25 protein-coding genes and 2 pseudogenes are annotated in these 26,315 nt (G+C 72.1%); 12 read left to right on the forward strand and 15 right to left on the reverse strand.

All coding sequences use genetic code 11. The annotated features are described in order from the left end of the window. From P3T37_RS36265 to P3T37_RS36285, 5 genes are all read right to left on the reverse strand, one after another. Nucleotides 1-224 (reverse strand): DEAD/DEAH box helicase family protein (locus P3T37_RS36265; protein WP_280728259.1); only part of this gene is annotated, 224 nt, incomplete at its 3' end. 134 nt (nt 225-358) lie between these two features. Beyond that, the gene (locus tag P3T37_RS36270; protein ID WP_280728237.1) at nt 359-637 is read right to left on the reverse strand and encodes a hypothetical protein; all 279 of its coding nucleotides are present in this window, start codon (nt 635-637) and stop codon (nt 359-361) included. Nucleotides 638-651: 14 nt separating this feature from the next. Beyond that, entirely contained in the window at nt 652-1,362 is a 711-nt protein-coding gene (locus P3T37_RS36275) for a helix-turn-helix domain containing protein (protein WP_280728238.1), read from the reverse strand. Further along, complete coding sequence (locus tag P3T37_RS36280) at nt 1,359-3,605, reverse strand: hypothetical protein (RefSeq protein WP_280728239.1); 2,247 nt, start codon at nt 3,603-3,605, stop codon at nt 1,359-1,361. The genes P3T37_RS36275 and P3T37_RS36280 overlap by 4 nt, the downstream gene beginning before the upstream one ends. A 7-nt stretch (nt 3,606-3,612) precedes the next feature. Beyond that, complete coding sequence (locus P3T37_RS36285; protein WP_348533318.1) at nt 3,613-3,942, reverse strand: helix-turn-helix domain-containing protein; 330 nt, start codon at nt 3,940-3,942, stop codon at nt 3,613-3,615. A gap of 248 nt (nt 3,943-4,190) precedes the next feature. Between P3T37_RS36285 and P3T37_RS36290 the strand changes: the two are divergent. Next, nucleotides 4,191-4,567: pseudogene (locus tag P3T37_RS36290) on the forward strand (TnsA-like heteromeric transposase endonuclease subunit); the annotation flags it as partial. Between the two features lie 289 nt (nt 4,568-4,856). After that, a complete protein-coding gene (locus tag P3T37_RS36295; RefSeq protein WP_280728260.1) occupies nt 4,857-5,174 on the forward strand; it encodes a hypothetical protein in 318 nt (105 codons plus the stop codon). Nucleotides 5,175-5,674: 500 nt separating this feature from the next. On the opposite strand, the gene P3T37_RS36300 is transcribed toward P3T37_RS36295, so the two are convergent. The 4 genes from P3T37_RS36300 to P3T37_RS36315 all read right to left on the reverse strand — a co-directional run bounded on the left by P3T37_RS36300 (nt 5,675) and on the right by P3T37_RS36315 (nt 9,863). Then, on the reverse strand, nt 5,675-5,851 hold the full coding sequence (locus P3T37_RS36300) for a hypothetical protein (RefSeq protein ID WP_280728240.1): 177 nt from the start codon (nt 5,849-5,851) through the stop codon (nt 5,675-5,677). Nucleotides 5,852-5,944: 93 nt separating this feature from the next. Continuing rightward, nucleotides 5,945-6,673, reverse strand: coding sequence for a hypothetical protein (locus tag P3T37_RS36305; RefSeq protein ID WP_280728241.1), 729 nt, complete (start codon nt 6,671-6,673; stop codon nt 5,945-5,947). Then, entirely contained in the window at nt 6,670-7,332 is a 663-nt protein-coding gene (locus P3T37_RS36310) for a sigma-70 family RNA polymerase sigma factor (RefSeq protein ID WP_280728242.1), read from the reverse strand. Before P3T37_RS36310 ends, P3T37_RS36305 begins: the two co-directional genes overlap by 4 nt. Nucleotides 7,333-8,432: 1,100 nt before the next feature. After that, the gene (locus tag P3T37_RS36315) at nt 8,433-9,863 is read right to left on the reverse strand and encodes an MFS transporter (protein ID WP_280728243.1); all 1,431 of its coding nucleotides are present in this window, start codon (nt 9,861-9,863) and stop codon (nt 8,433-8,435) included. Nucleotides 9,864-9,929: 66 nt separating this feature from the next. On the opposite strand from P3T37_RS36315, the gene P3T37_RS36320 reads away from it, so the two are divergent. Beyond that, entirely contained in the window at nt 9,930-10,685 is a 756-nt protein-coding gene (locus P3T37_RS36320; protein WP_280728244.1) for a helix-turn-helix transcriptional regulator, read from the forward strand. A gap of 678 nt (nt 10,686-11,363) precedes the next feature. On the opposite strand, the gene thpR is transcribed toward P3T37_RS36320, so the two are convergent. Beyond that, the gene (thpR, locus tag P3T37_RS36325) at nt 11,364-11,981 is read right to left on the reverse strand and encodes an RNA 2',3'-cyclic phosphodiesterase (protein WP_280728245.1); all 618 of its coding nucleotides are present in this window, start codon (nt 11,979-11,981) and stop codon (nt 11,364-11,366) included. A gap of 457 nt (nt 11,982-12,438) precedes the next feature. Then, nucleotides 12,439-12,567, reverse strand: coding sequence for a hypothetical protein (locus tag P3T37_RS36330; RefSeq protein ID WP_280728246.1), 129 nt, complete (start codon nt 12,565-12,567; stop codon nt 12,439-12,441). 312 nt (nt 12,568-12,879) lie between these two features. Between P3T37_RS36330 and P3T37_RS36335 the strand changes: the two genes are divergently transcribed. Continuing rightward, a complete protein-coding gene (locus P3T37_RS36335) occupies nt 12,880-13,677 on the forward strand; it encodes a maleylpyruvate isomerase family mycothiol-dependent enzyme (protein ID WP_280728247.1) in 798 nt (265 codons plus the stop codon). Between the two features lie 149 nt (nt 13,678-13,826). Here the strand turns inward: P3T37_RS36335 and P3T37_RS36340 are convergent, their stop codons facing one another. Then, complete coding sequence (locus P3T37_RS36340) at nt 13,827-14,267, reverse strand: hypothetical protein (RefSeq protein WP_280728248.1); 441 nt, start codon at nt 14,265-14,267, stop codon at nt 13,827-13,829. A 290-nt stretch (nt 14,268-14,557) separates the two neighbouring features. Continuing rightward, on the reverse strand, nt 14,558-15,607 hold the full coding sequence (locus P3T37_RS36345; RefSeq protein WP_280728249.1) for a C40 family peptidase: 1,050 nt from the start codon (nt 15,605-15,607) through the stop codon (nt 14,558-14,560). 692 nt (nt 15,608-16,299) lie between these two features. Here P3T37_RS36345 and P3T37_RS36350 point away from each other — a divergent pair. Next, nucleotides 16,300-18,462 carry a putative Ig domain-containing protein gene (locus tag P3T37_RS36350; RefSeq protein ID WP_280728250.1) on the forward strand — a complete coding sequence of 721 codons (2,163 nt, stop codon included), beginning with the start codon at nt 16,300-16,302 and terminating at the stop codon, nt 18,460-18,462. 495 nt (nt 18,463-18,957) lie between these two features. After that, nucleotides 18,958-20,085: an NADH:flavin oxidoreductase gene (locus tag P3T37_RS36355; RefSeq protein WP_280728251.1), complete on the forward strand. Its 1,128-nt coding sequence runs from the start codon at nt 18,958-18,960 to the stop codon at nt 20,083-20,085. A gap of 140 nt (nt 20,086-20,225) precedes the next feature. Here P3T37_RS36355 and P3T37_RS36360 read toward each other — a convergent pair whose 3' ends face one another. After that, nucleotides 20,226-21,227 carry a LuxR C-terminal-related transcriptional regulator gene (locus P3T37_RS36360; protein WP_280728252.1) on the reverse strand — a complete coding sequence of 334 codons (1,002 nt, stop codon included), beginning with the start codon at nt 21,225-21,227 and terminating at the stop codon, nt 20,226-20,228. Between the two features lie 166 nt (nt 21,228-21,393). On the opposite strand from P3T37_RS36360, the gene P3T37_RS36365 reads away from it, so the two are divergent. The 5 genes from P3T37_RS36365 (at nt 21,394) to P3T37_RS36385 (ending at nt 25,020) form a co-directional block, all read left to right on the forward strand. Continuing rightward, entirely contained in the window at nt 21,394-22,158 is a 765-nt protein-coding gene (locus P3T37_RS36365) for an ABC transporter ATP-binding protein (protein WP_280728253.1), read from the forward strand. After that, nucleotides 22,158-22,907, forward strand: coding sequence for an ABC transporter permease (locus P3T37_RS36370; RefSeq protein ID WP_280728254.1), 750 nt, complete (start codon nt 22,158-22,160; stop codon nt 22,905-22,907). The genes P3T37_RS36365 and P3T37_RS36370 overlap by 1 nt, the downstream gene beginning before the upstream one ends. Nucleotides 22,908-23,043: 136 nt before the next feature. After that, nucleotides 23,044-23,805, forward strand: coding sequence for a histidine kinase (locus P3T37_RS36375; RefSeq protein ID WP_280728255.1), 762 nt, complete (start codon nt 23,044-23,046; stop codon nt 23,803-23,805). Beyond that, nucleotides 23,802-24,434, forward strand: a complete 633-nt coding sequence (locus tag P3T37_RS36380; RefSeq protein ID WP_280728256.1) for a response regulator transcription factor — start codon at nt 23,802-23,804, stop codon at nt 24,432-24,434. Before P3T37_RS36375 ends, P3T37_RS36380 begins: the two co-directional genes overlap by 4 nt. A gap of 265 nt (nt 24,435-24,699) precedes the next feature. Then, nucleotides 24,700-25,020: a hypothetical protein gene (locus P3T37_RS36385; RefSeq protein WP_280728257.1), complete on the forward strand. Its 321-nt coding sequence runs from the start codon at nt 24,700-24,702 to the stop codon at nt 25,018-25,020. Between the two features lie 40 nt (nt 25,021-25,060). Here P3T37_RS36385 and P3T37_RS36390 read toward each other — a convergent pair whose 3' ends face one another. Then, nucleotides 25,061-25,642 (reverse strand): hypothetical protein, encoded by a 582-nt coding sequence (locus P3T37_RS36390; RefSeq protein ID WP_280728258.1) that lies wholly within the window; start codon nt 25,640-25,642, stop codon nt 25,061-25,063. A 234-nt stretch (nt 25,643-25,876) separates the two neighbouring features. Between P3T37_RS36390 and P3T37_RS36395 the strand changes: the two are divergent. Further along, a pseudogene (locus P3T37_RS36395) lies at nt 25,877-26,315 on the forward strand (hypothetical protein); the annotation flags it as partial.

Below are 26,315 nucleotides of genomic sequence, written 5' to 3' on the forward strand. Positions count from 1 at the left end.
CGGCGCCCGCCTTTCGTCGACCAGGACTGCACGGTCTGCTCCAGCAATTCGATCGTCGGCACCAGCACCAGCACCCGGCCGCGCGCCGCCAGGCGTCGGGCGCAGCCGGCGGCGATGAGGGTCTTGCCGGAGCCGGTCGCCGCGACGACCGTCGCGCGGCCCCCGTCCTTGACCTCCCGGACGGCGGCCGCGACGGCGTCCTTCTGGAACCAGTGCAGCGGCAACGGATTGACGGCGTCGGCGCGCGGCTGCGCCGGGGCGGGTAGCTCGGCCTGGGCGCGTGGCCCGGCCGGCACGTCCTGCTCGGCAGCGGTCGTGGTGTCCACGGCGGGTGTGTCCCTTCTGATGCGGGGCCGGGTCAGTGCCCGTCGGGGTAGGCGTAGCGGTGGAGGGCGTCGATCAGGTTCTCCACGAGGGAGCCGAACGGCGTGATCTCCCAGTCCCCTTCGAAGCCGCGGGCGATCAGGGTGTCGGCCAGCTCCTCCTCCAGGGCCTGGGCTTGGTCGACCGTCGGTGCGGTGTCCTGGTGCAGGGTGACGCCGCATCCGGCGGCGGCCCCCTTCAGCACGGCCAGTGTCTCGGCGCAGCCCCGGAACCAGGCCGGCCTCGGCTGACCGAACGTCGCGTTCGCGTTCATCTGGTCGCTGTCCTTCACTGCTGCGGCGGCGGGGGCACCCACCCGCGGACTTCCAGGTAGGCGATGTCGGCGTCCTCGACGGCGCGGCCGGTCTCCACCAGCCAGGCCTTCATCGCCTCGGTGACATCGCCGTGGTGGTCGGCGACGCGCTGGGAGAACTCGGCGGCGTCGAACCCGCCGGTGGCGGCGGAGCCGTAGGTGCGCTCCTCGGTACCGTCCGCACGCGGGATGACGCCGCGCCTGATGCCTGCCGAGTCCGCCTTCGACCCGGCCGCCATCGTGAACTGATTGGCCCTCATCCGGACGGTGAAGGCCAGGTGCCCGCCGGCCTGGCCGGTCTCGTGGACGACGGGGGCGAGATGGCTCGCGCCGGACTTGATGGCCTGCTTCCCGGCGCGGCCGGCCATGCTGGCGCCCGGGGTGCCGATCGTGTCCTTGCCCCGCACCCGCGCCTTCTGCCCCGTCTTCGTACGGCGGCGCTTCACGTTCTCCTGCGCGATGCCCGACAGCGCCTCCTCGTCCCGCTCGCCGCCGCGCACCGCCAGCACCACCTGGCGCAGCGCGCCGACCATGCTCGCGCCCTTGCCCTTGGTGAAGAACTGGCTCACGAGGGAGGCGTCGCGGCCGAGCATCTTGGCGACCTGGCGCTTGGTGTAGCCCTCGTCGATGAGCTGCTGGGTCAGGCGCGCGGCCTCGTTCGGGTTGTCCGGGTCGGCCGGGCTCACTGGTCAGCTCCCGTCCGGGCGAGTTCGGCGCGGCCCAGGCCGCGCAGCTTCAGGTACTGCTCCTGGCTGGTCGGGTGCGCGAGGGGGCCGCTCAGGTGGCCCTTGAGGAGGTAGTCCCCCACCTCGCCCCGGTAGGGCCAGGGCTGGCGCTCCGTCAGCGCGATGCCGTCCGTACCGAAGTACACGACGCTGCCGGGCTTGGCGTGCAGAGCGCCGGCGGAGGCGATGACCTCCTTGCCCTGGCGGTACTTCATGTCCAGCAGTGCCGCCCGGGCGCCGGACCAGACGTAGGCGGCCCACTCGGGGTGGGCGTAGGGGTCGCGGGAGAACCCGGCCTGCCGCTGCCAGGTCACCACCGTCTCGTCCCGGCCGAGGATCTCCACCCCGGCCGGGAGCGCCTCGCCGACCGGGGTGGTGCCGGAGACCAGGCGCGGGCGCTGCGCGAAGCCGCCCAGGCCGAACAGCAGCACCGACCGGACCGCCCGGGAGGCGAGGTAGGCCGCCTGCCGCTGGCGCTCGTCGCCGTGCAGCTTCGAGAGGTTGGTCAGGTCCGCCCACGCGGCCTTGAGGCGCTTGCCCCACTCGTCGAGCGGCTTGCCGTCCTCGAAGAGCAGGCCGGAGAGGATCTCGATCTTCCACGGCATCAGGTGGTTCGACAGGGCGAGGTGGACCTCCGCGCCGCCCGCCCACGTGGTGAACGTCGCGCCGGGTGTGGCCGGGTAGACCCAGGCGCGGTCACCGGTGACGGGGGCCGGCAGCAGACCGACGTGGTTCCAACCGGCCGGGACGGTCACGCGGATGTTCCAGTGGGAGCAGGACATCAGCGCCTTGGTCTGCTCCTGCTCGGTCATCGCCGCGAACGCCCGCGCGGTGATCCGCCGGGGAGTGCCGACCGGGGACTTCCACAGGTGCTTCGCGTAGGCGAACGTGCGGTCGTACTCGACCAGCGCCGGAAGCTGCTCCGGCACCCGCGGCGGCAGGATCAGCTCGGTGCGGCCCTGCCCGCCGGTCGCATGCAACAACCCCCGCAGCTCCTCCGACAGCACCGGGTAGCCACCCGCCCACTTGCCCGTGGTCGGGATGGTACGCGACCACAGGTCCCGGCCCGTCTGCGACGGCGAGCCCATCAGGACCGCGTCGTCCCAGTGACGCCGCAGCGCCTGCCACAGCAACGTGAACGCCTGGCGGCAGGTGACGGCATCGGCGCCGTCCGCATCGAACCACTCCCCCATGGACCGGATCTCCGTGGTGCCGCTGTCCGGCGCAGCTGCGGGGGCGTAGCGGCCGACCGGCTGACGCTGGTGCACGAAGTGCCCGGCCAGCCGATCCCGGCCCGAGCCGACGGCAGTCGTCCACCGCTGCGACGGCGTGTTCAACCACGCGGCGACCGCGTCCTTCAGTGTGGAGTAGCGCTCGGCGCCGTCGTGCCACGGGGCGCCGGCGGTGATGTAGATCCGCTCCGTGCCCGGTGCGGTGGCCAGCACGGCGTCCAGGATCTCGCCCGGGGTACGGGCGCCGAGGTCGAGCCGCACGACGTGGTCGCGCACGGCCAGCATCCCGGCCGCCGCGTCCAGGAACACCGTCGAGCGGGCCTGCTGGGTAAATTTCGGCCGGGTGGAGACCAGACCCGTCGTCACCGCCTCGAACCGCGCGCCCGCAGGACCCTCCGGGAGAGTCGGCAGCTCACGCGGCCCAGCCTCGACCGCCGCACGCGGCACGGCAGCGACCGGAGCGACCGGAGCGACCGAGACAACCGGCTCGACCGGCGCAGCAACGGGGGCAGCAGCAGGGGCAGCCGCGGCGGGGGCGGGCTGCTCGGCGGGGGCCTGGTCCTCGGCGTCGACCGGGGCCAGCTGCTCGATGACGGCGGCGGGGCGGCTCAGCGCCGGGGCAATGGCGACGGCGGGCGCGGCGACCGGCGCGGGCTCGACCGGCGGTGCCGACGCCTGGACGGGCGCGGCGGCCACCTGGTCGTCGGCCTTGGCGGCGCGGACGGCAGCCGGCGTCGGGTCGAGCAGCGGGGCGATCCGCACGACGTCGGCCAGCGTCAGCCCGGACGCCTTCGCGATCGGCGCGGCCTGCGCTCCCTCGTACCCCGCCAGCCCGGCCACCCGGCGCGACCGCAGGGCGGCGAGCCTGTCCAGCTCCTTCTGCGCAGCCGCGACCTGCTTCTCAGCGGCCGTGATCTCGGTGCGCAGCTCGCGCAGACCGGCGAGCTCGGCGGTGTACGTCTTACGGTCCATCAGGGCCTCACTCCCCTTCCGTGGCGTCGGTGCTGGTGTCGAGGGGGCGGGCCTGGCGGGCGAGGGTGAGCCAGCCGTCCGGGCCCTGGGTGCCGTGGATGTCGGCCAGGCCCGCGAGCAGGAAGGCGTAGGCGCCGCGCTTGGGGGCCCGCGGTCGGGCAGTGCCGGCCTCCCACTTGGCGAACGTCTCCCGCCGGCTCCTCAGGGCCTCGGCCACCTCGACCTGGGTCAGGCCAGCGGCCTTGCGCAGCCGCTCCCGCTCGGCCGGCTCCGGCAGGTCGCCGCCGTCCCGGGCCTTGGCCAGCAGCGCGTCCACCGCCGCGAAAATCTCAGACATCACACACCTCCCATCCAGAACGGTAGCACAGAACACCGCTCCGTACGCAACATTTTTCACCGCACATACGCCACACTATGGCCGCATGTTCGACGGGCGGCCCCACGTCCAGGCGTGAGCAGTGACCCGCGACAAATGATCTTGACCGGTGGCGGGAGAAGCTGCCGCTGTTGCCGCTCCGGCATTCGGCGATGCGACGTTGTCGGGCGTTCGAGCTGGACTTTGTCGAGGCCGGTGAGCGCCGTCCGCTGCCGCTAGGCCAGGGCTGGAACCAACGGTTCGAGGCTGCCGATCCGGTACGCGGGTTCCGCTGGGCAGGGGCGGCCAGAGCTTCGCGGGCTGGTACTTCTCGGCGACGATGGGCGACCACGTGGGCTACGAGTCATGGCTGGAGCGGGACCGGCTGATCCTGCTGGACCGCGAGCCCGGGGTGGCCGGCATCACCTCGCAGCCGTTCCGGCTGCACTGGCACGACGGGAAGCGGCGACGCCGACACGCCCCGGACTACTTCGTACGGCCAGCGGACGGCCTCGGCAGGGTTGCAGACGTCCGCGCCGGCAACCGGATCGACCCGGCGGACGCCGAAGCGTTCGAGGCAACGGAGCGGGCCTGCCGGGCGGTCGGCTGCGCTCGACCACACCGCGCAGACCACCGCATCCACCAGGCCCTGCGGCGGCCGCCGGTGAACACCCCGAGCACCCGGCCGCCACTGCGACCGCTGCCGATCCGGGTCCGCCCCTACCTCGGCGAGGGCGCCGACTCCTGCATCCGCCGCCTCGCCAGGGCCTATCGCCGTCCTGGGGGCCGCAGCTGTAGCCGCAGCCGGCCCGCTCACCATGGCCCCGCCGGCGTCGGCTGCCACCGGAGGCGGTGGCTGCCGGGTCTCGAACACAGGAAGTTACGCGGACATTCACGTGGGCGGATCGGTTGTCTCCATAGACTCCTGCGGCTTCGGGGACGACGGAAGTGGGATCTACGCCACGACGTCGTGGACGAACTGGAGCAACGCCAGCATCGATCTCTGCGCCCACTTGCCCTACTTCGGTACGGAGACCTGGGTGCCCGGTGGCGACTTCGGATGCCGGGGCTGGACCAACGACTCCAGCGAGGTCGACCAGCAGATCGGCAAAACCATCAACGTCCCGAACGGCACCTACAACGTGTCGGTCGGATTCCGGTCCGGCGGCGACTACTACGGCGATGTCCAGAACCCGGAGACCTGGAAGTACTGAACGCCGAGGCGGTCCACGCACCCGCGTTGACATTCCACTGATCAACCGTTGATCACGGGAACCTACCTTTCGATCATGCGGAGCCCGAACAGTCGGCCCCGCATGATCGAAAAGGAACCTGATGAACCGCGTGCACGACGTGCACGTCCTCCCCGCGCAGCACGGCCTCCCCTGCCGGACGCAGACCGGCCCGGCCCGGCCCGCCGGCAGCACGACGAACCGGTCGCGGGCATTGCGGCAGGCCAGGCCGTCCGGTGAGATCCGGTGCACCCACGCCTCGACGCCGCCGTGCGGGACGACGGGCGCCCGCCGACCCGGATCGTCATCGACAACCGTCCCGCCCTGACCACCTGACGACCCGTTGCAGGGCCGGCAGGCTCGACCGTCCCCGCTCCGGTCCCTGCCCGTGGAGACGTTGACAGCCGGGCCCTCGATCACCAGGGCCCGGCCTTCAACGTTGTGGTCCTGAGGTTGCCGACGCGGTGCTCACCGGTGGCGGGTCAGCGGGTGTTGCGGCGCACCAGGATCTTGAGGACGTCACGTGCGTCGTGTCGGCGTTCGGGGGTGCGGGCGGCGACGGCGGCCAGGGCGATGAGGGTGATGGCGACGGCGTACCAGGCGCCGAAGACGGCGGCCATCATGGCGGCGTTGAGCAGGGTGCTGATCGGACTGGACACGGTGGGCGTCATCCTCTGTCGGAAGTGGCGGGCGTGGGCGGGCGCGGGCGGCGCTGCCGGCACCGTCCGGTGGGCAGCAGCGGTTGCTGGTGGTCAGCCGCGGCCGGTGAAGGTGGAGAGGGTGTCGACCAGGCGCTGGTCGGGCCGGCAGGCGATGCCGTCGTCGGTGCCGAAGTCCAGGCGCTCGACGGCGATGCGCAGGTCGATGTCGTGGCCGCCGGGCGTGCGGGGGGCGGGGGGCGTGTCCTCGTCGACCAGGATCAGCAGGTCGTGGTAGGTGTCCAGGCAGGGCAGGGATCGGGGGACCTCCTCGTCGACCGTGCCCCTGCCGCAGGTGGCCTGGTCGTACCAGACCTGGGCGGCGCTGAGTTCGCCGTGGTGGAGCTCGCTCAGGTACAGGCAGTAGGCCGCGACGCGGTCGTCGGCGCCGGCCGCGTACTGCCACCAGAACCTCGCGCTGACGGGGTGTCCGGTCAGCTGCAGCATGCAGCCGAAGACGAGGGCGCCCTCGCGGTCGGTGGCGTCGTAGACGTCCACGCGGCACAGGGCGACCATCTTGTCGATGGCTCCGGGCTGGTTGATCACCCACCGGGCCAGCGACTCGAGCTTGGCGCCGGCCGCGGCCTTCGCCTCCCACCAGACCGGCTTCTCGAACAGCCCGACCTGGAAGGCCGTGTACTGGGCCGTCAGTCGGCGCAGTCCCTCGGCGTGGTCGCGCTGCGGCGCGCGGCGCGCAATCCTGGCCGCGGCGGCGGCCAGGAGCGCGTCCATCTCCGCGTCGACGACGTCCATCTCCTCGATCGTGCTGTCGTCCTCGATCACGCCGTCTCCTCCATGTCGTCGGTCCGGGCCGCGCCGGCGGCGGTGGCGGTGGCGTGGGCCGGCAGGGGCGGCTTGCGCAGCAGGACCCGCAGGTGGGCCTGTGCGCGCCGGTGGTGGTGGTCGACCGTCACCGCCTTGATGCCCAGCAGCCAGGCGATGTCCTCGCGGCTGCGCTCCATGAAATGCTTGAGCACGATCACGTCGAACTGTCGGGGCGGGAGCTTGGCTATCGCCTGGCGCAGCTCGTCCGGCTCGCGGCTGAACTGCGCGCGGCTGCTGACCATGGCGTGGCCGAAGGTCATCTTCCAGAAGAACGAAGGGGCGTCCTGGATGCTCTGGTCGCGGTGGCGGCGGCGCTTCTCGTAGGCCACCGCCGCGCGCAGCACCTCCCAGGCGGCTTCCATGAAGTTGGGCTCGGCCAGCATCTGGTCCCAGGTGACGAGGACGTAGAGGAAGACGTCGGTGATCACCTGCACGGCGGTGCCACTGTCGCCGAGCTCGATCTCGGCGAAGTGCAGGAAGGTGTCGTTCTGGGCCAGGTAGAGGGCCTCGAACTCGATGGGCAGCGCCACACCGTGATGGACCGCCTGCCACGGCGGGGCATCCCGGTCGCTCCACGCATCGGGCCCCGTCCCGGTGGAGAACACCTCGCCGCTCACAGGCGCGCTCCCACCGCGCGGGGACACACCGAGCCGGACCGGGCCCGACCGACCCGACCGGCCCGACCGGCCCGACCGACCGACAGGATCCGCGCGCCGACCGCACGGGCCCGGCGACGCTGCCGGGTCCGACCGTCACAAGTGGCGTTCAACTCGCCTCACTTCACTCACGGGGCCAGCAGACCCCCAGGAGGCCCAGTGCCTCACCAGTCCAGTTAAGTGAGTTCGGCTCCCGCACACTGATGCGCACCAAAAAAGATCACAGAGCGATCATCAAGCAGAGCCCAAAGTGACAATCCAACACCGGGTAACCAACCAGCCACCCAAGGAAACGCCCCTGGTCAACGACCTGAAACCCCCACCCCGCCCAGGACACCTCAGATTCACCCCACGGCAAGTGATCTGCCTCACATGCCCATGCCGACGACCGGCCCACGCACCACGAGAGGGCCCACCAAGTTGCTGGTCCGCTGGTGTCACCCGTTCAGCAGCACGGCAACTTGGGAAGCAGACACCCCGCACCCGATCATGCCGTCACGCGTGATGACGGATCCTGCTGCGCCAAGCCAGCACCGAAAGTCAACGAGTTCACGATGGAGACTCGGCCCCGCTGACGACCGCAGCCGCTGTCCGCGCCACCAGATGCCGAGTCCAGCAGTCCGACTCTTCGGTGGCGACCTCGGCGCCACCGCCTGCGCAGACGAGATTGGGACCGTCCTGTCCGCCAAGTCCGCAGCATCCGTTGCGGCGCCCACAATCAGGGTGCGGAGCCGTTCCCGGCACGTCGTCAGGATGCAGGACGACCAGGCCGGCGTCACGGCTGATCGCACAGGCGCCTCGGGCCGTCCTCGCAGGGGCGATCCGATGGCCGGACCGCTCCTCGGTCTCCCGCGAGGGCTGTGCTTCCTTGAGGTCCCCGGCCAGTGGCCGGCGGCGGTTCGCGCAGGTGAAGAGGGTCATCAGGACAATGCGCCGGTCGGACAGCGCCGGCCCCGGAGAATTTCTCCGAGCGATGGGAGCCGACGGTGCCGTCAGGGACTGCGGATCCGTCAGCCGCCCCGCCGCCGCGACGGTTTGCGCGCATGTCGCCCTCGCTCCGATCACCGGACGCTGCCGGTCGGGGAGGCCGCCCCCGCCGGCACGGGCGCGGGACCGGCCGTGCCCGGTAGGGCGAGCAGCCATACGAGAGCTGCGATCACGGACGCGGCCGCGGTGACGAGGAGCGCTGCGCGCAGGCCGTCGACGAACGGGCGCAGGGTCGCCACCAGGGTCCCGAAGACGGCGACGCCGGCGGTGGATCCGCTCTGGCGGGCGCAGTTGAGCGCGGCCGCGGCGATGGCGGAGCGGTCCCGGGTGACGGTGGCGAGGGCGGGTGCCGTGGCGGCGGGGGAGATGAAACCGCAGGCCAGTCCGATGATCACCAGAGGTCCCAGTGCCATGGGGTAGGGCGAGCGCGGGCCGAAGGCGAGCAGCGCCCCGGCCCCCGCCGCGTAGCCGAAGAACGCCGCGCCCATGGACCGGCGGGCGCCCAGGAGGCGGGCGATGCGGTCGGAGCAGTAGCCGCCGAGCGCGACCGCCACCGTCATCGGCAGCAGCGCCGCGCCCGCCAGCAGGGGTGAGCAGCCGCGGACCTGCTGGAAGTAGAGGCTGGTGACGAACAGCAGCCCGTAGAAGACGAATGCCGAGGTGGCGGACGCATACGTCGATGCGGCGAAGAGCCGGTTGCGGAACAGCGACAACGGCAGCATCGGATGTGTGGAGCGCGACTGTGCGAGGAGGAAGAGCGTGATTGCCGCCGCACCGAGCGCGACCCCCGCCAGGACGGGCGGCGAGGTCCAGCCCAGGCGCCGGCCCTCGATCAGGACACCCATGGGCGCGGCCAACGCGAGAACGCCACTGCCCAGGCCGACCAGATCCACCCGGCGCCGCACAGGCGCCGGTGGCGGGTCGCCGACGCGCCGGGCCAACACAAGACCGGCCAGGCCTATCGGCACGTTGACGAAGAAGACGCTGCGCCAGCCGAACGCCGCCACCAGCCCTCCCCCCACCAGCGGCCCCGCCGCCATGGCGGCGCCGCCCAGCGCCATCCAGACTCCCACCGCCCTGGCCCGCTGCGCCGGCTGGGGGTGGGCGTGGTTGATCAGTGCGAGTGCGGCGGGAACGAGCAGCGCGGCGCCCAGGCCCTGGCCGACCCGTGCGGCGATCAGTACGGGCAGGGCGCCCGCCAGGCCGCAGCCGGCCGAGGCGGCGGTGAACACCAGCAGGCCCGCCAGATACGTGCGCCGCACACCCCACCGGTCACCCAGCGTCCCACCCGTGAGCAGGAATGCGGCGAAGGCGAGGGTGTAGGCGTCCACCACCCACTGCAGACCCCCGATCCCGATCGCCAGCGAACCGCCGACGGCGTTCAGCGCGACGTTGACGATCGAGGTGTCCAGCAGGACGATCACGTAACTGACGCCCGTCGCGGCCAGTACCCGTCTCTGCTGCGCGGTTCGCCTGCCGGGTCGATCGAGAGTTCGTTCGGTCATGGTGGGCACGCTCGCAGGCAAACAGTTCCATGGCGGTGGAAGCGAGGGCGCGCGACAATCCACCCCATGACCGAGCCCCGCAGCGATGCCGAACCCGATGTGGCCCACGTGGCCAGGATCTTCGCCGACGGCACCCGGGCGCGCATCCTGATGGCGCTGACCGGCGGGGGCAGCCTTGCGGCCGGCGCACTCGCCGACGAGGCCGGCGTCACCAGGCAGGCCGCCAGCGCGCAGCTCGCGGCGCTGACCGCGGCCGGGATGATCACCGTCGAACAGTCCGGCCGGCACCGGTACTACCGGCTCGGCAATGCGCAGATCGTGGAGATCCTCCAAAGCCTCGCCACACTCGCACCAGGCCTGGCCACACCGAACACCCTGCGCGCGAACACCCGCGCCGCCGCCCTGCGCAGAGGCCGCGTCTGCTACGACCACATCGCCGGCCGGCTCGGCACCGCCATCACCGCAGCGCTCGTCGACCGGGGCGCCCTCACCCCGGCCACCGACACCATCAGCCCCACCTCGCAGCACCCCTACCGCCTCGGCGGCGCCGCGGCCGCCGTCCTCACCGAACTCGGCCTGTCCGAGGAACAACTGAGCAACCACCAGAGCGAGCCGCTGCTGCGCTTCTGCCTCGACTGGGGCGAACAGCGCCACCACCTCGCCGGCCCCCTCGGCGCCGAACTGCTCACCGCCTTCACCCGAGCCCGCTGGGTCACCTGTGCCCCCAAGAGCCGAGCACTTCGCCTGACCGCCCTCGGCGAACAGGAACTCGCACGACGGCTGGGACTGGAATCCGCAATCACCGGGGAAAGCTCCCGCTGAAGGACCCGCCGGCCGTGACAGGCAACGCGCGCGGCACCTCGACTGCGCCCGGTTCCGGCAGGCCGGCGGTGCGCCGCCCTGGCGACCGGTCGCCTCGCATGCGTCCCGCGAGCGCTGCTGGATCGCGGGGCTGGTGGATCGCGGCGCGGCCGGGACACAGCTCACGGCAGCTACCGGGAGCGACGCGAGAGAGCCGGGACGGGACGGGCAGGGCAGGGCAGGGACGAGCTGGGCTGGGCTGGGCTGGGCTGGGCTGGGCTGGGCTGGGCTGGGCTGGGCTGGGACGAGCTCACCGCGCGGCGGCAGCGCCTGCCGCCTGGACGGCAGCGGGAGCACCAGCAGGCCCAACTCCCCCGCGGCACGGGCGACCACGCACCCCGGGAACTCCAGCCGGTCGGGCCCGGCTTCCGCCGCACGCGGACTTCCGTGCAACCCGCGAAACGAGGGCGCGCCCGCACGGGCTCCGGGCAAAGGTGTACTCGCAGGCCGAGCGGGCTGCCCGCCCCACCCCGTTGCCCGGGGAACGGCCGCGCCGCTGTGGAGAGGAGCAACCCGCTCCAGCCGGACCCGGGCGGGGACCACGAACCGAGGACAGCACACCCGGCCCGAAACGGGGTTGCGTCACCAACGGGCCGCCACACGACCACCCACCCGCCGGCGCAGGCACTCGCCCGCCGGCTACGGCTCGGTGAGAGCGCCGCCGCCCCCGGCCCGGACGGGGGCGGCCAGTGGCCACGCCTCGATGTCGCGATAGCGGATCGGCCCGGGGCCACGGCCGATGTTGCTGCCGACAAGGTGGAGACGCTCCGTCCACCAGCGCCGGCCCACGAACCCGGTGAGCCCGGCTGCGGCCTGCGGCACGCTGGTGGGATCGTCGCGGCGCGCGCGTGCCAGCGTCAGATGGGGGTGCAGCGAGCGGTCCCTGAACTCGATCCCGCAGGACCTGACCAGCTCCCGGACGCCGGCGGCGAGCAGATGCAGCCCCTCCAGGTCCCCCTCGATCCCGCTCCACAGCAGTCGCTGGTCGAAGTGGCCGCCGCCCCGCAGGCCCAACTGCAGGGCCGGGTGCGACGCAGCCGCATCGGCCAGCGCGCAGCGCAGCAGCGGCACGGCCGCGGAGGGCAGTTCGCCGAGGAAGGCCAGGGTGATGTGCCAGTCCTCGATCCGGTTCCACCGCAGCCGCGGATACACGGCGTAGGCGGGCTGCAGGGCGCGGGCCAGTTCGTCCTTGGCGCCGTCGGGCGGAGCCAGCGCCACGAAGAGGCGCACGGTCGAGGGCTCGGGGTGATCGTCCACGAAGGGGCAGGGTAGCCCAGCGCAGACCGCCAGCGCTCGCCGGTACCACCCAGGGCCCACACCCCGATCGTCGGCCACCACCCCGCTGCGGCAGCCACGGTCCGGCGGGGCCGTGCGGGCGGTCGGGGCGCCGGCGGCGGCGCGGACGGGCCGCTCGGCAGCGCGGGACGCCGGCGAAGCGGCGGCCGCGCCTGCCACCGGGAAACGGTTCGGGGCAGGCAGCGGGAGCACCAGCAGGCCCCGGTCTCCCGCGGCGCGGGTGTTCACGCGGCCCGAGCACCGCGACCGCTCCGGTGCGCAGCTCCCGACGCGGCAGGGCAGCAGCCGACTCCCTCGGTCCGCGACCGTGGGCGGCACGGATCCCGAACGGCACCAGGGGCGGGACGGCGGACGGCCAAAGCTCCGGGCCAGCTCCAGCAGGGCCCCGAAGGCACGGCAGACCGCTCCCGGCAGGCGCTCAGCTGCCCGGCCGGCCGCCCCCTTCCGCGGCAACCACGAACCAGCGGGCCCGCAGCGCGATGCGGGTGCCGGCCGGGCGCTGCTCGCCCATCGCAAAGTCGCACCCGCCCTGGTCGAGGATCTCCAACCCGCCGCCGCACACCCACCAGGTCCGTGAGGTCGAGCTGCCTGGAACGGGTTGTCGCAGACCGGGCCGGTCCGGGTCTCCATGTTGGTCTCGCTGCGGCGGGACGCGGTGCGGCACTCGCGCGAGCAGGGCTTCCGCTTCCGGCTCAGGTCGGTGGTGAACTCCTTGGCGCACTGGGGGCAGTTTCGCAGTTTGGGCAGGTGCGCAGCTTGTCACCCGAGCGGTGGGAGGCGAGGACGTCCGCAATGGCCAACCGGCGGCGACCGTGAAAATCGCTGTCCGATCACCGGAGCACGGTGATAGACATCCGGCGTGGAAAAGAATCTTGAGTTCCCTGACCTGCTGCGACTGATCGACGAACGGTCGACCGCCTTCCGCGCCGCGGTCGCCGCCGCGCCCAGTCTCGACGCACAGGTGCCGAGCTGCCCCGAGTGGACGCTGTTCGATCTGGTGAAGCACCTGGGTGGGGGAGACCGTTTCTGGGCCGCCATCGTCGGTGCGGGGCCCGCCGATGCTCCCCCGGCCGAGGCCGCCGCTGCGCGCGCCGCTCTGGAAGTGCCGCGGGAACGTGAGGCACTGCTGGCCTGGCTGGCCGCGTCGACACAGCTTCTGCTGAGCGCCCTGCGGGAGGCGGGCCCGGACGCCGGCTGCTGGGCGTGGTGGAGTGCCCTGCAGACGCCGCGGACCTCCGGCGCAGTCGCCCGGCACCGGGCCCAGGAGAGCGCGGTGCACACCTACGACGCCCAGCTCACCGGGGGCGCCGCGCAGCCGCTGCCGACCGAGGTCGCCCTCGACGGTGTCGAGGAGTTCCTGTTCACCTGCGTCGCGACGCCCAGTGCCTGGCCGCACAAGCCCACGGCCTTCGACTTCCACACCGCCGAGGGCCGCTCCTGGCGCCTCACGGTCGACGGCGACGGCGCACGCTCCACCCGCATCCCCGCGCCCACTGCCGCGACCGGCGAGGACTCGGACGCAGCCGGCGCCTCCATCCATGGCACGGCCGGTGAGTTGGTCATCTACTTGTACGACCGTATCCCGGCCGACTCCTTGCACGTTGACGGAGACGCAGGGCTGCTCGACCTGCTCCGCGCCTGGGAGCCGGAGGAGTAGGACGTAGCGGGGGCGGTTGGCCGCGCCTCGAGCCGGCAGGACACGACTCTTCGCCAGGTTCGTCAGTCACGGGACCGGGGTCGAGACGGCCAGGCCACGCCGAGGCGGGGGCCGACTCGCCTGGGCCACGGTCCGGGGGGATCAGGGTGTCAGCGGCGGCCGGTGGCCAGGATGACGAGGAACTGGCCGCCGCCCGCCTCGATGTCGGCGCTCACCGCCAGCCCCGGTACCAGTCGGGAGAACCGGTCAACCAGCCAATCCGCCGCCTCCTGGGCGTCCTGCCTGGTCGGACAACGCCCCACCATCTCGCGGCCCCCCTTGCGCTCCAGCCTCCCGGCAACAGTGATCAGCGGCGCGGGTTCGACCACGTACAGACGCTCCGGCCAGGCGATGACCACCTTGACCGCGCCCTTGCGGGTGTTGCACCCGCGGTGCGCGAGCCGCTCGGCGACCTTGGCCTTGCGGTCGGTGGTCCGACTGTCGACGCTGGGCCCCCGCAGGTCGTTCACCGACTTGTCGGGGTCCACCGGTTCGTCGCACACCCAGCACCGCCAGCCGTCACGCTCGGCCACATCATCAAGAAGACTCATCCGAGCAAACTAGCCTGCCCGGCGGCCACCCCGCGCACCCAGGGCCTCGGCAGAGTTCCTGACAGTTCCTGACACCGGCCCACCATGCGGCAACACCCGGCCAACCAGCACGCAACGCACAGGACATGCGAGCGGAGGTGTCGCGGAGGTGTCAGCGCCACTGGAAGCAGGCGCCGGTCATCGCCGGGAGCAGCAGCGGGCCGGCCGAGGCGGCCGTGTCGACCGCGGGTCGGACGACCCGGCCACCGGGGCGGGGCCGATGGCCGGGTTCGTCGGCAGCGGCAGCGGGGTCAGACCCGGCGGATGGTGGCGATGGACATCGCGTTGGCCTGCATGATCCGCACCACGGCGCCGGCGTGCGGCGCGTGCACCACCTGGCCGTTGCCGATGTACAGGCCCACGTGGCCCTCGGGGCCGTCCTCGGCGTTGTAGATCACCAGGTCACCGGGCCGGGCCTGCGCCAGACCCGGCACCGCGATGCCCACCGTGGCCTGCTCCTGGGACGTGCGCGGCAGCTGGATGCCGGCCTGCCCGTAGGCCCACTGCGTCAGGCCCGAGCAGTCGAAGGCGCTCGGGCCGCCGGCGCCCCAGAGGTAGGGGTCGCCGAGCCGGCTCAGCGCCGCCTGCACCGCGACACCCGCCTGGCCCGAGGCCTGGGGCAGGGAGGCGAGGTCGGCCCGGGTACTGCCGCGGGAGGCCTCGCCGCCCTCGGCATCCTGCTGGGCCGCCAGCAGTGCGGCCCGCTGACCTGCGGTGAGGGAGTTCAGCAGCGACTGCGACTGCTGGAGCTTGGCCTGCACCTGAGCCTTGGCGCCGTTCAGCGCGGTGGTGGTGCTGTCCAGCTGGGCGAGAGCGGCCGCGGCGTCCTGCTTCTGCTGGTTCAGGGTCCGCTCGCTCTGCTGCAGGGCCTTCAGCGCCCCGGCCTCGCTGACGCTCGCCTCATGCTGGGTGGTGGCCCGATCGAGGTATCCGGACGGGTCGGCGCTGAGCATCAACTGCACCGACGGGTCGAGACCGTCCTGCATGTACTGCTGACCGGCCACCGAGGCCAGCCCCTCCTCCAGCCGGTCCACCTGCGCCTGGGTACGGGCCACCTCGTCCTGGAGCCCGGCGGCCCGCCGACGCAACCCGTCCGCCTTCTCCTTGGCACCGTCGTACAGCTCGGTGGCCCGCTCCGCCTGCGAGTTCAGGCCGTCCATCTGCGCCTTGACGTCACCGACGGACGGCGCCGGGTCGGCCCACGCGCCCTGCCCGGACAACGCAACCGCGGCCGCAGCAGCGGCAGTGAGGACGACCACCCGGGCATAGCTCGGCTGCTTCGGACGGCGGTGGATCGCCACACAGGCTCCTTCTTCCCAAAGGGGGTCACTCGATCGAGCAAGTCGACCCCGCGCTACGGACGGTCCCTCAACAGCCGGGGGGACACCGACGAACCCGCGTACGGGCTGCCCCTGGTTCCCCCCGACGGCCGTGGCCGATCAACTGCTGGAGACGGGCCGGGCAGGCGGTTCGGTCACAACCAGATGTGTGACGCCCGCCACAGTGCTCGGCGGCCGACCACGCCACCCGGCACCGCGACCCGCCACACGAGAACCCGCCCGAACACCAAGCGCAGCGGAACGACGGCGCGGTGCGGGTGAGCGAACAGGAGCCGACACCGACCACCATCGGATGTCCGCCGCGGCCGCCCAACCGTGCGGCGCCGGCAGTCCTGCTGACGGGTCGCCTGCCGGCGGATCCCGCCCTGCCGGGCCCGCCACGTCGCGATGACATCCGGTCAGGCCCCGCTCCCGTCACCTGGCAGGCGTAGTGAAGCGCTGCCTGAGCGCTTCCTTATGGCTCTTTATGGATGCCCACTATGCGTTTTTTGACCGTTTTGGCATCCCTATGATCGGGGCGAACCGGCCAATGATCCAGCGGCGGAGGGCGCAGGGCCGTAACCCGCCTCGCGCCTCTGCGCGCTGCGGAACGGCGCCGCCGCGTCGCGCACCAGCCGACGCCCGCCGTTCTGTTCGTCCGTCAGGAGACTTACGTGTCACATTCCCACCCCCGAACTCCGCAGCGCTCCCACCGGCGCTCCGGCCTCAAGCGCCGGGTCCGCGTGGCCGCGGTGGGCACGTCCATAGCCGCCCTGCTCGCCGGTGGCGCCGTCGCGCTCAGCGCCGCCGACGCGGCGACCACCGGGCCCTCCGTGCACCGGGACGCGGCCACCGCGCAGCACTACCGGCAGGCCTGCCCGCCCGCCTCCCCCGGGCACTACTCGTGCAACGCCCTGGTCCGCACCGACGTCAGGCCGCAAACTGCCCGCGCCAACGCCGCGCCCGCAGCGAGCGTCAGCGGCTACGGCCCCGGCCAGTTGCAGTCCGCCTACAACCTGGCCTCCGCCGCCGCCTCGGGCGGCAAGGGCCAGACCGTCGCCATCGTCGACGCCTACGACGACCCCAACGCCGAGAGCGACCTCGGTGTCTACCGCAGCCAGTTCGGCCTGCCCCCCTGCACCAGCGCGGGCGGCTGCTTCAGCAAGGTCAGCCAGGACGGCCAGAGCCAGGGCCTGCCCGCACCCGCCCCGGCCAATGACGACTGGACCGGCGAGGAGTCGCTGGACATCGACATGGTCTCGGCGATCTGCCCCAACTGCCATGTCCTGCTGGTCGAGGCGAACTCCGAGAGCAGCAGCGACCTGGGCACCGCGGTGAACACGGCCGTCAAACTCGGCGCCAAGTTCGTGTCCAACAGCTACGGCGGCCCCGAGGGAGTGGGCCAGACCAGCGAGGACACCCAGTACTACAACCACCCCGGAGTCGCGATCACCGCCTCCACCGGGGACAGCGGATACGGCGTCGAGTACCCGGCCGCCTCCCAGTACGTGACCGCCGTCGGCGGCACCTCCCTGAGCCAGACGAACAACACGCGCGGCTGGAGCGAGGCGGTCTGGTCCACCTCCCCCTCCGAGGGCGCGGGCTCCGGCTGCTCCGCCTACGACCCCAAGCCGTCCTGGCAGAGCGACAGCGGCTGCGCCAAGCGCACCGTCGGGGACGTGTCGGCCGTCGCCGACCCGGCCACCGGCGTCGCCATCTACGCCACCTTCAACGGCAACGGCGGCTGGAACGTCTTCGGCGGAACCTCCGCCTCCTCCCCCATCATCGCCGCGCTCTACGCCCTGGCCGGCACCCCGGCCGCCGGCACCACCCCAGCCGCCTACCCCTACGCCCACACCAGCGCGCTCAACGACGTCACCACCGGCGCCACCGCCTCCTGCTCCCCGCAGTACCTGTGCACCGCAGGCCCCGGCTACGACGGCCCCACCGGCCTCGGCACCCCCAACGGCACCACCGCCTTCACGGCCACCGCAACCACCACCGGCGGCAGCACCGGCGGAGGCAGCAGCACGGGCGGCGGAGGCAGCAGCACGGGCGGCGGCGGCACCACGCCGCCCGGCAACGGCGTGACGGTCACCAGCCCCGGCAAGCAGGTCACCACCGCCGGCACCCCGGTCTCGCTGCAGATCACCGCCGTCGACTCCACCGCCGCACAGAGCGTCAGCTACCGCGCGAGCGGCCTGCCGACCGGCCTGACGATCTCCCCCACCGGCCTGATCTCCGGCACCCCCACCACCGCCGGCACCTCGAACGTCACCGTCACCGCCACCGCCACCGACCAGACCCACACCACCGCCACCACCGCCTTCCCCTGGACCGTCACCGCCGCCACCGCCGCCTGCACCGCAGGCCAACAGCTCGGCGACCCGGGCTTCGAGAACGGCACCGACACCACCCCCTGGAAAACCACCCCCGGCGTCCTCAACAACCAGATGTCCGACCAACCCAGCCACTCGGGCAGCTGGGACGCCTGGCTGGACGGCTACGGCCACGCCGCCACCGACACCCTGCGCCAGAGCGTCACCATCCCCACCGGCTGCACCAAAGCCACCCTCTCCACCTGGATGCACATCGAAACCGCCAAACACACCCGGCAGGCAGCGGACACCCTCAAGGTCCAGGTCGTCGCCAGCGCCGGCACCACCACCCTGGCCACCTACTCCAACCTCAACGCCCACAAGGGATACCAGCAGGACACCTTCGACCTGAGCACCTGGACCGGCCAGACCGTCACCGTGCAGTTCGTCGGCACCGAGGACAACTCCCCGCAGCTGACCAGCTTCGCACTCGACGACACCGCACTGACCACCTCCTGACACTCCCCAACCGCTCCCACGCCCGGTCCGCCAACCTCCCACGGCGGACCGGACACCCGCACCAACCGAAAGCGAACGTGAGCCGAGCCCGCACACCCCCGGCAGGACCTCCTCCCCGCCGGCCGGCACCCCGCACCCCATCAACCCCGAACAGCTCACCACCGGCTGACCGTGACGAGCTTGCCGTGGTCCACCATCCCCGGCACCCGAGCCCCGATCTGGGAGTGCTCCGGATACGCCAACCAGCAATGGCAGCTTCCCGCCCGACCCTTGATCAGATCACCCTCGGCTCCGCCAGTCCGGGGCCGCGGGTCGGTTCCCGGGGCGGCGCCGGCCGCTCCGGGTACCGACCGCTGCGGGGCACAGGCGGGAGCAACCATGCCGAGAGATGCTTTGGTCTGTCAAATATCGACAGATAAAGCTTTGCCGGGGTAGAGTCTGCACGCATTTCAATGCACGTGCACATACCTCTGGCAGCTACGAGGAACCGAACCTATGACCGTCACTGCGTCTTCCACCTCCCGCGCGGCCGCGATCCTGTCCCGGCCCCTGGCGATCAACGGCCTGACCGTCCCGAACCGCATCGTGATGGCGCCGATGACGCGCCTGTTCTCCCCGGGCGGCGTCCCCGGCGAGGACGTGCGGTCGTACTACGCCCGTCGTGCCGCCGCCGGTGTGGGCCTGGTCGTCACCGAGGGGACCTACGTCGGGCACGAGTCGGCCGGGCAGAGCAACCGTGTGCCGCGGTTCCACGGTGAGGAGCAGCTGGCGGGGTGGGCGCAGGTAGCCGAGGCCGTTCACGCGGCCGGCGGCACGATCGTGCCGCAGCTGTGGCACATCGGCATGGTGCGCAAGCAGGGTGAGCCGCCCTACGCCGACGCCCCCGCCGTCGGCCCCTCCGGCATCCGCGTCGACGGCACCGAGGGCACGGGCAGGGCGATGACCCGGAGCGACCTGGACGACGTCATCGGCGCCTTCGCCGAGGCCGCAGCGGCCGCCGAGCGCATCGGCTTCGACGGCATCGAACTGCACGGCGCGCACGGCTACCTCCTCGACCAGTTCCTGTGGGCGGGGACGAACCGCCGCACCGACGCCTACGGCGGGGACCCCGTGGCCCGTACGAAGTTCGCCGCCGAGATCGTGGCCACGGTCCGCGAGAGCGTCTCGCCCGACTTCCCGGTGATCTTCCGCTACTCGCAGTGGAAGCAGGAGGCCTACGACGCGAGGCTCGCCGAGAGCCCGCAGGAGCTGGAGGCGATCCTGGCCCCGCTCACCGCGGCCGGCGTCGACGCCTTCCATGCCTCCACCCGCCGCTACTGGCTCCCGGAGTTCGAGGACTCGGACCTGAACCTGGCGGGCTGGACCAGGAAGCTCACCGACAGGCCCACCATCACCGTCGGCTCGGTCGGCCTCGACGGCGACTTCATCCGCGGATTCAGTGGCGAGGGCGCCCCGGTCCGTGGCATCGACAACCTCCTCGACCGCATGGAGCGCGACGAGTTCGACATGGTCGCCGTCGGCCGAGCCCTGCTCCAGGACCCGCAGTGGGCGGCGAAGGTCCTGGGCGACCGGTTCGAGGAGATGAAGCCGTACGACGCGGCCGCGCTGAAGACGCTGAGCTAGCCAGGTGCTGGAGGCGGAGATCCGCAGCTCCAGTGCGCCGGGCTCGACGATGCGGCGCCCTTCGCGCCGAGGCCGCGTCCGAAGCCGAAGGCGGGCGTGGGGTCGGTGTTGGAGGCGTCGCTGGACCGTGCCTGAGCCTGTTACAGCCAGCCGCGTTCCTTGGCCAGGAGGGCGGCCTGGAAGCGGTTGGACGCCTCCAAGCGCACCATCACGCCGGCGACATGGCCGCGGAAGGTCCGCAGGGACACACCCATCTCGCGGGCTCCGATCTCGTCCTTGTCGACGCGGGTCAAGATCGCGAGGACTTGTCGTTCGGTACTGGTGAGCGGGGCTTCGGCGGTCTCCGAGGAGACGACGTCGGCGAGGTCGCGGGCGTTGGCCCAGGTGCTCTCGAACAGGCCGATCATGTTGGTGACGAGGCCGGCCTGTCGGACGACGAGGGCGCCGCGGGCGGAGGTCACGGGGTCGATGGGGACGACGGCGATGCTGCGGTCGAAGATCAGGAGTCGTTCCATCGGAGCGGCCGCCACCCGGACGCGCGCACCGATCCTGGTGAGCTCGTTCAGGTAGGCGGCCGTCAGCGGGTCTTCGACGGCGGCCGCCTCCACGATGGTGCGCATGGTGAGGCCGCGCCGTAGCAGGCGCACGTCCACGGGGCGTGCGGCTTCGATCGTGTCGGGCAGGTAGGCGCCTCCAGGCTGGAGGGCCATGATCTCGTCGCGGGCGAAGAAGGCCAGGTCGTCCATGCGGGCCCGGATCTGGGGCAGGCCTTCGATGCGCTCGATCTCCAGGGGCATCGCCTGGGTGCCGCCCCGGTTGTAGTCCTCGGTGAGGGCCGCGATCGCGTTTCTGGTCGCGAGGGTGCGGCGGAGCGAGTCGTTGAGGCTGTTGACCTGTTCCTCGATCATGCGCTCGATGCCGATGGCGGGGTCGACGGCGGTGATGGCCGCGTCCGGCCCGCGGTGGATGAGGCGGTGCTTCTCGAGGCGGGCGATCGCGTCGTCGACCGCTTCTCGGTCGGCTCGGTGCCCGCCGGCGCCGAGTGCCTCGCAGGCTGATGCGGCGTCGGTGCGCGGCCGGCGCAGAAAGAACCGGTAGACGGTTTCCTCGTACGCGGAAACGCCCAGTCCGGAGAGATCCATTCTCCTCTTTGCTCCCCCGTGCAGTGGATCCGTCACCGTGCCCGAGCTGGGCTCTTGTCGGTGATCAGGGTGATCCTCTTGATCTACGTAGGTATGACAATAGTCATCGCGATCGTCTTACCTAACTCAGTGTGTTCCTGCGAACAGAGTTCGTACCTTCGTCTGCATGCCCAAAGAACCCCTCTCCCCCCTCCCGCCGGGCGCGCCCGCGTCGGCCGCGAGGCCTCTGTTCGCCGTCGAGCTGAGGAATGTGACGGTCCATCCGAAGGGGCTGGAGCGACCTGTCGTCGCCGGCCTGGACCTGATGGTCCGTACCGGTGAGGTGGTGGCCCTGCTGGGTCCCAACGGCGCCGGCAAGTCCACCCTGATCGATGTGATGCTCGGTCTGCGGCCCACGAACGAGGGCGAGGCTCTCGTCCTCGGACGGCCTGCGCGCGAGGCCGTCGAGGGCGGTCTGACGGGGGCCCTGCTGCAGAGCGCCGGGCTGCCGCAGGCCACGACGGTGGCCTCGCTGCTGCGCTTCGCGGTGGCCGTGCAGGGGCACCGGATCGGCCTGGAGGAGTTGCTCGCCCGAACCGGTCTCAAGGACCTGCGCAACCGCCGGGCCGACAGGCTCTCCGGCGGACAGCAGCAGCGGGTCCGCTTCGCGCTGGCGCTGGCCGGCGACCCGGACCTGCTGATCCTGGACGAGCCGACCGCGGCGCTGGACCCTCAGGCGCGCCGAGACTTCTGGCGCACCCTGCACGAGGTCACCGCAGGCCGCAGTGTGCTGTTCACCACGCACCTGCTGGAGGAGGCGGAGCGCCACGCGGACCGGGTCGTGGTGCTGCGCGGCGGAGGCGTCGCGTTCGACGGCACTCCCCAGGCGCTGCGTGCGCTGGGCGCCGACATGAACGAGGCCTACCTGGCTCTGACGGAGGAGGCGGCCTGATGTCCGACTTCCTGCGCTTCGAGTTCGGGCGTGCTCTGCGCAACCGGCGCTACTACGTGTTCGGGCTGGTCATGCCGACGCTGTTCTACCTGGTGTTCACCAAGGCGATGCCGGCGCCGCCCGGCACCTCCGCGTCCGCGCGCGAGCACTGGTCGGCGCTGTACATGGTGTCGATGGCGTGCTTCGGCGCGATCGGCTCGGTGCTGGGCAACCTCTCGCCGACGCTGGTCAACGAGCGCGCCACCGGGTGGGCGCGGCAGCTGCGGCTGCTGCGGCTGTCCGGGGGGCAGTGGCTGGCCGGGAAGCTGGCCGTCGCGATGACGCTGGCGGCGCTGGCGCTGGGCATCCAGCTGGCGGTCGCGGGCCTGGGCGGCGGGGTGTCGCTGTCGGCCGGCCGCTGGGCCCTGCTGGCCGCGCTGCTGTGGGCGGGCTGCCTGCCGTTCGCGGCGCTGGGCATCATGCTGGGTCAGGTGCTCACACCGGAGAACAGCTACCCCGTCACCAGCGGCGCGCACCTGGTGCTGGCTCTGCTGGGCGGCCTGTGGCTGCCGGTGTCGGTGTTCCCCAGCGCGCTGCGCGAGGTCGCGCAGGTCCTGCCCAGCTACCGGCTGGGGTCGCTGGGCTGGTCACTCGTCCTGGGCGGGACGCCGTCCGAACTTGACGGAGTTGTCTTGATCGTCTTCGCTGTCCTGGCGGGCGCCGCAGCATGGCTGCTGTGGCGGGCGCGGTGGGGCGTGAGCGCCGGGTAGCCGGCAACGACGGATCGGCCGCCCCCGCCGGCGACGAAGGAGGGGGCAGGTGGGGAACAGCCGTGGTGCGGGTAGCAGACCAGGTCTGCTACCCGCACTGTCGTGTGTCCGGGCGGGCGCGTGGACGTTCGGGGCAGTGACGCCGGTCTGCTGGGCGGCCTCGTTCGTCCAGGCCGCCCCTGCTGCCGTCGCCGTCACGGCGGCGGGGGCGCTGGGCGCGCTCGCGCACCGGGAGTTGGTGTGGCGCCGGCGCGTCGAAGCCCGTGTTGTCCGGGCCTGCGCGGACGCGGCCGCCACCGCGGTCGCCCAGGAGCGGCTGCGGTTCGCCCGGGACCTGCACGACCTGGTCGGCCACAGCCTGTCGGCGATCACGCTGAAGGCTCAGCTGGCGGACCGGCTCCTGGAGCCGGGAGCGCAGCGGTCCGGTGCGGCCGGCGCGCAGCTGGCAGAACTGATGGCGCTGTCCCGGCGCCTGCTGGTCGACGTGCGTCACGCGGTGCGCGGCTACCGTAGGGCGGAGGTCGCAGACGAACTGGCGCAGGCCCGGGCCGTGCTGACCGCCGCCGGTGTGACGCCGCTGCTGCCTGAGGTACTGGCACCACTGCCCGGCCACGTCGGGGACGTCTTCGCGTGGGCGTTGCGGGAGGCGGTCACCAACGTGCTGCGGCACAGTCGTGCGACGCGGGTCGAGATCACCATCGAACAGCAGGAGGGGACGGCGCTCATGCGCATCCACGACAACGGGACAGCGGCGCGGATCGGTTCCCACCCTCAGGGATCCGGCCTGGCCGGGATGCGCGAGCGTGCCGCTCTGGCCGGCGGACGGGCGCGAGCGGCGCGGCATCCCCGGGGCGGCTTCCTGGTCGAGGTCGAGCTCCCGTGCCAGGTCGCGGCATGAGCGACGACGACGCTGCGCAGAGATCCCTGCGCATCATGATCGTCGAGGATCAGGAGGTCGTCCTCGGCGCTCTGGCCGCGCTGATCGACCTCGAGCCCGACTTCGAGGTGGTCGCCGAGGTGGTCCGGGCCGACCAGGTCCTGGCCGCGGCCAGGGTGTGCCGCCCGGACGTGGTCCTGATGGATATCGAACTGCCCGGCGGCGACGGACTGACCGCCACCGGAGAGCTGCGCTCCGCGATCCCCGGGGTGACGGTGCTGATCCTGACCACCTTCGGGCGTCCCGGATACCTGCTGCGCGCCTTCCGCGAGGGAGCCGCCGGATTCCTGAGCAAGGACACTCCGGTGTTCGAGCTGGCTGACGCGATCCGCAGGGCCCGCCGCGGGGAGCGGATCGTCGATCCGCAACTGGCCGCCGAGGCCATGGAAGGCGGCCCCAACCCGCTGCTGCCCCGCGAGATCAACGTGCTGCGGACCGCCGCGGACGGGACCACGCTCAGCGAGGTGGCCCGTCTGCTGCACCTGTCGCCGGGCACCATCCGCAACTACCTGTCGTCGGCGATCGCGAAGACCGGCACGGCCAACCGGATCGAGGCAGCGCGGGTGGCCGCCGAACGCGGCTGGCTGTAGAGAAACGGGCGCGCCGGTCGGGAGCCGGCGAGGGCTGCAGGAAACTGCACAGCCGTTGCAGCTTGGTGGGCCCGTAAACGCCCCTTCGAGGGTCGCTGACCTGGCAGATTTCTCGGTGCCGGAGGAAAGATACCGGCACTGACCAGGAAAGGAACGAGTGACCATGGCCGTGGCCACCCTCGCGCTCACCCACGCACCTCGGCCGGCACGGGACAGCGGACCCCGAACACACCGCGCATCCATGTCCTCCCGAAGGAGCCGCGCCATGGGACAGTACGTCCCGACATCGCCCACCCAGCCCGGTCCCGCGACGGAAGTACGCTGCGTGGAACTGGTGTTCCGCACCAGCCACGCCGAATCCCGTCCGCAGGCACCGATCACCGCGGCCCGCCTCCTCAGCCTCCTCCCCGCCACCTGGCAAAGCGATCTGAGAGTGGCCGTCGGCGAGATCGCGATCCTGGTAGCCCACACGGAAGGGCTCACCGCGGAGAACGTCCGGCGCGAAGCGGGCGCCGCACTGGCCGACCCCGCGCTGTGGGCCTGGCAGCTCGTCGAGTGCCGCGACGCCACCTACCTCCTGCAGTAGCGCGCCTGAAGGCGGAGCATCGGTCGTCGGGGGCGGTGGCTCAGGGGATGAACTGCGCCCCCAGCAGCCCCCGGTCGGCCTCTGCCGCGGCACGCCACACCGGGGGGACTCCGTCGAGGAGCGCGTCGACATCGGCCGGGTCGCCCTCGTCGCGGAGGGCGGCGGCCAGGAGTCGCTCGGCTTGGCGTCGGCTCTGGATACTCCAGGTGAAGGCGCGCTCGATCGCGGGGAGGCTCCGGCGGACCTGGTCGGGGGTGAGGATGAGGTCCCCGATCCAGCCGGGCAGGTGGGCGAACCGCTCAGGGCCGAGGGCGAAGGCCATCGCGGCCGCCGGATAGGAGTTACGGGAAGAGACGGCGAGATACGGAAGGGATTCGTCGCGGCCGTGCTTCCATGCCTCGTAAACGAGACAGATCCGCTCGTCCAGCGCGGACGGGGCGGCGGACTCGACGAACTGGTGCCGGGACGCCTCGGTGCTTCCCACTTCCTGCCACCACTGGAGGAGGTCCCTGGAGGAGGGGTGCGCCGCTTCGTCCTCGATGGCCGGTTGAAGGTCGGGCGTGTACTGCATGATGACATCGGCCTTCATCGGCACCAGGCACCACATCCCCAGGAAGCTCATCGCGTTCCCCTCCTCTCGTCCTGCTGCGATGCTGCGATGCTGCCATCGCGGACTGACAGGTCGTCCGCAGCTCCCGGGCCGGGCGGGCGCGCGTCCGTGGGTCCGGTGAGGGTTCGAGCGGGCGCGAAGGCTCCCCCTGGGCTCGGCTATCCTGCGCAGGACGCGGCGCGAGCCGGGCCAGGGCCAGAGCAGAGAGCATGAGGTGAGCCGGTGTGGGGACAGCGGCGCACCCCCATGCCCATAGGCGAGAAGAACCACCCGTGGCTGACAGTCCCCTTTGAGCGCATAGTTCTTGGTGTCATCCACAATGTGACTGCGGCCACCAGACTTCTTGAGCTGCTCACGGTGTTCGAGGGTGACCCGCGGGTTCACGTCGTCTTCACCTGCACCGGCTCGTCCGTACTCGACGCAGGGACACGGGAGTTCATCACTGCGCGGGGGATGAACTTCATCCCGTGGGAGCAGGCGAAGTCGACACGGTTCGATGCCGCGATTTCCGCGAGCCGCGGCGGAGACCTGCACAACCTCCTTTCGCCGCTTATCGGTTCGCCTCACGGTGCTGGGTACAATAAACAGTTGAGCCGGGAGCCGGGAGCCGGGAGCCGGGAGCCGGGAGCCGGGAGCCGGGAGCCGGGAGCCGGGAGCCGGGAGCCGGGAGCCGGGAGCCGGGAGC

The organism is Kitasatospora sp. MAA4 (assembly GCF_029893355.1).
Taxonomy (GTDB): domain Bacteria; phylum Actinomycetota; class Actinomycetes; order Streptomycetales; family Streptomycetaceae; genus Kitasatospora.

Excerpts from the sequence above, each read along its gene's own strand:
- P3T37_RS36270 (WP_280728237.1), bottom strand. The coding sequence starts at position 637 with ATGAACGCGAACGCGACGTTCGGTCAGCCGAGGCCGGCCTGGTTCCGG.
- P3T37_RS36280 (WP_280728239.1), bottom strand. The coding sequence starts at position 3,605 with ATGGACCGTAAGACGTACACCGCCGAGCTCGCCGGTCTGCGCGAGCTG.
- P3T37_RS36285 (WP_348533318.1), bottom strand. The coding sequence starts at position 3,942 with ATGTCTGAGATTTTCGCGGCGGTGGACGCGCTGCTGGCCAAGGCCCGG.
- P3T37_RS36315 (WP_280728243.1), bottom strand. The coding sequence starts at position 9,863 with ATGACCGAACGAACTCTCGATCGACCCGGCAGGCGAACCGCGCAGCAG.
- P3T37_RS36320 (WP_280728244.1), top strand. The coding sequence starts at position 9,930 with ATGACCGAGCCCCGCAGCGATGCCGAACCCGATGTGGCCCACGTGGCC.
- P3T37_RS36340 (WP_280728248.1), bottom strand. The coding sequence starts at position 14,267 with ATGAGTCTTCTTGATGATGTGGCCGAGCGTGACGGCTGGCGGTGCTGG.
- P3T37_RS36355 (WP_280728251.1), top strand. The coding sequence starts at position 18,958 with ATGACCGTCACTGCGTCTTCCACCTCCCGCGCGGCCGCGATCCTGTCC.
- P3T37_RS36360 (WP_280728252.1), bottom strand. The coding sequence starts at position 21,227 with ATGGATCTCTCCGGACTGGGCGTTTCCGCGTACGAGGAAACCGTCTAC.
- P3T37_RS36365 (WP_280728253.1), top strand. The coding sequence starts at position 21,394 with ATGCCCAAAGAACCCCTCTCCCCCCTCCCGCCGGGCGCGCCCGCGTCG.
- P3T37_RS36370 (WP_280728254.1), top strand. The coding sequence starts at position 22,158 with ATGTCCGACTTCCTGCGCTTCGAGTTCGGGCGTGCTCTGCGCAACCGG.
- P3T37_RS36380 (WP_280728256.1), top strand. The coding sequence starts at position 23,802 with ATGAGCGACGACGACGCTGCGCAGAGATCCCTGCGCATCATGATCGTC.
- P3T37_RS36385 (WP_280728257.1), top strand. The coding sequence starts at position 24,700 with ATGGGACAGTACGTCCCGACATCGCCCACCCAGCCCGGTCCCGCGACG.
- P3T37_RS36390 (WP_280728258.1), bottom strand. The coding sequence starts at position 25,642 with ATGAGCTTCCTGGGGATGTGGTGCCTGGTGCCGATGAAGGCCGATGTC.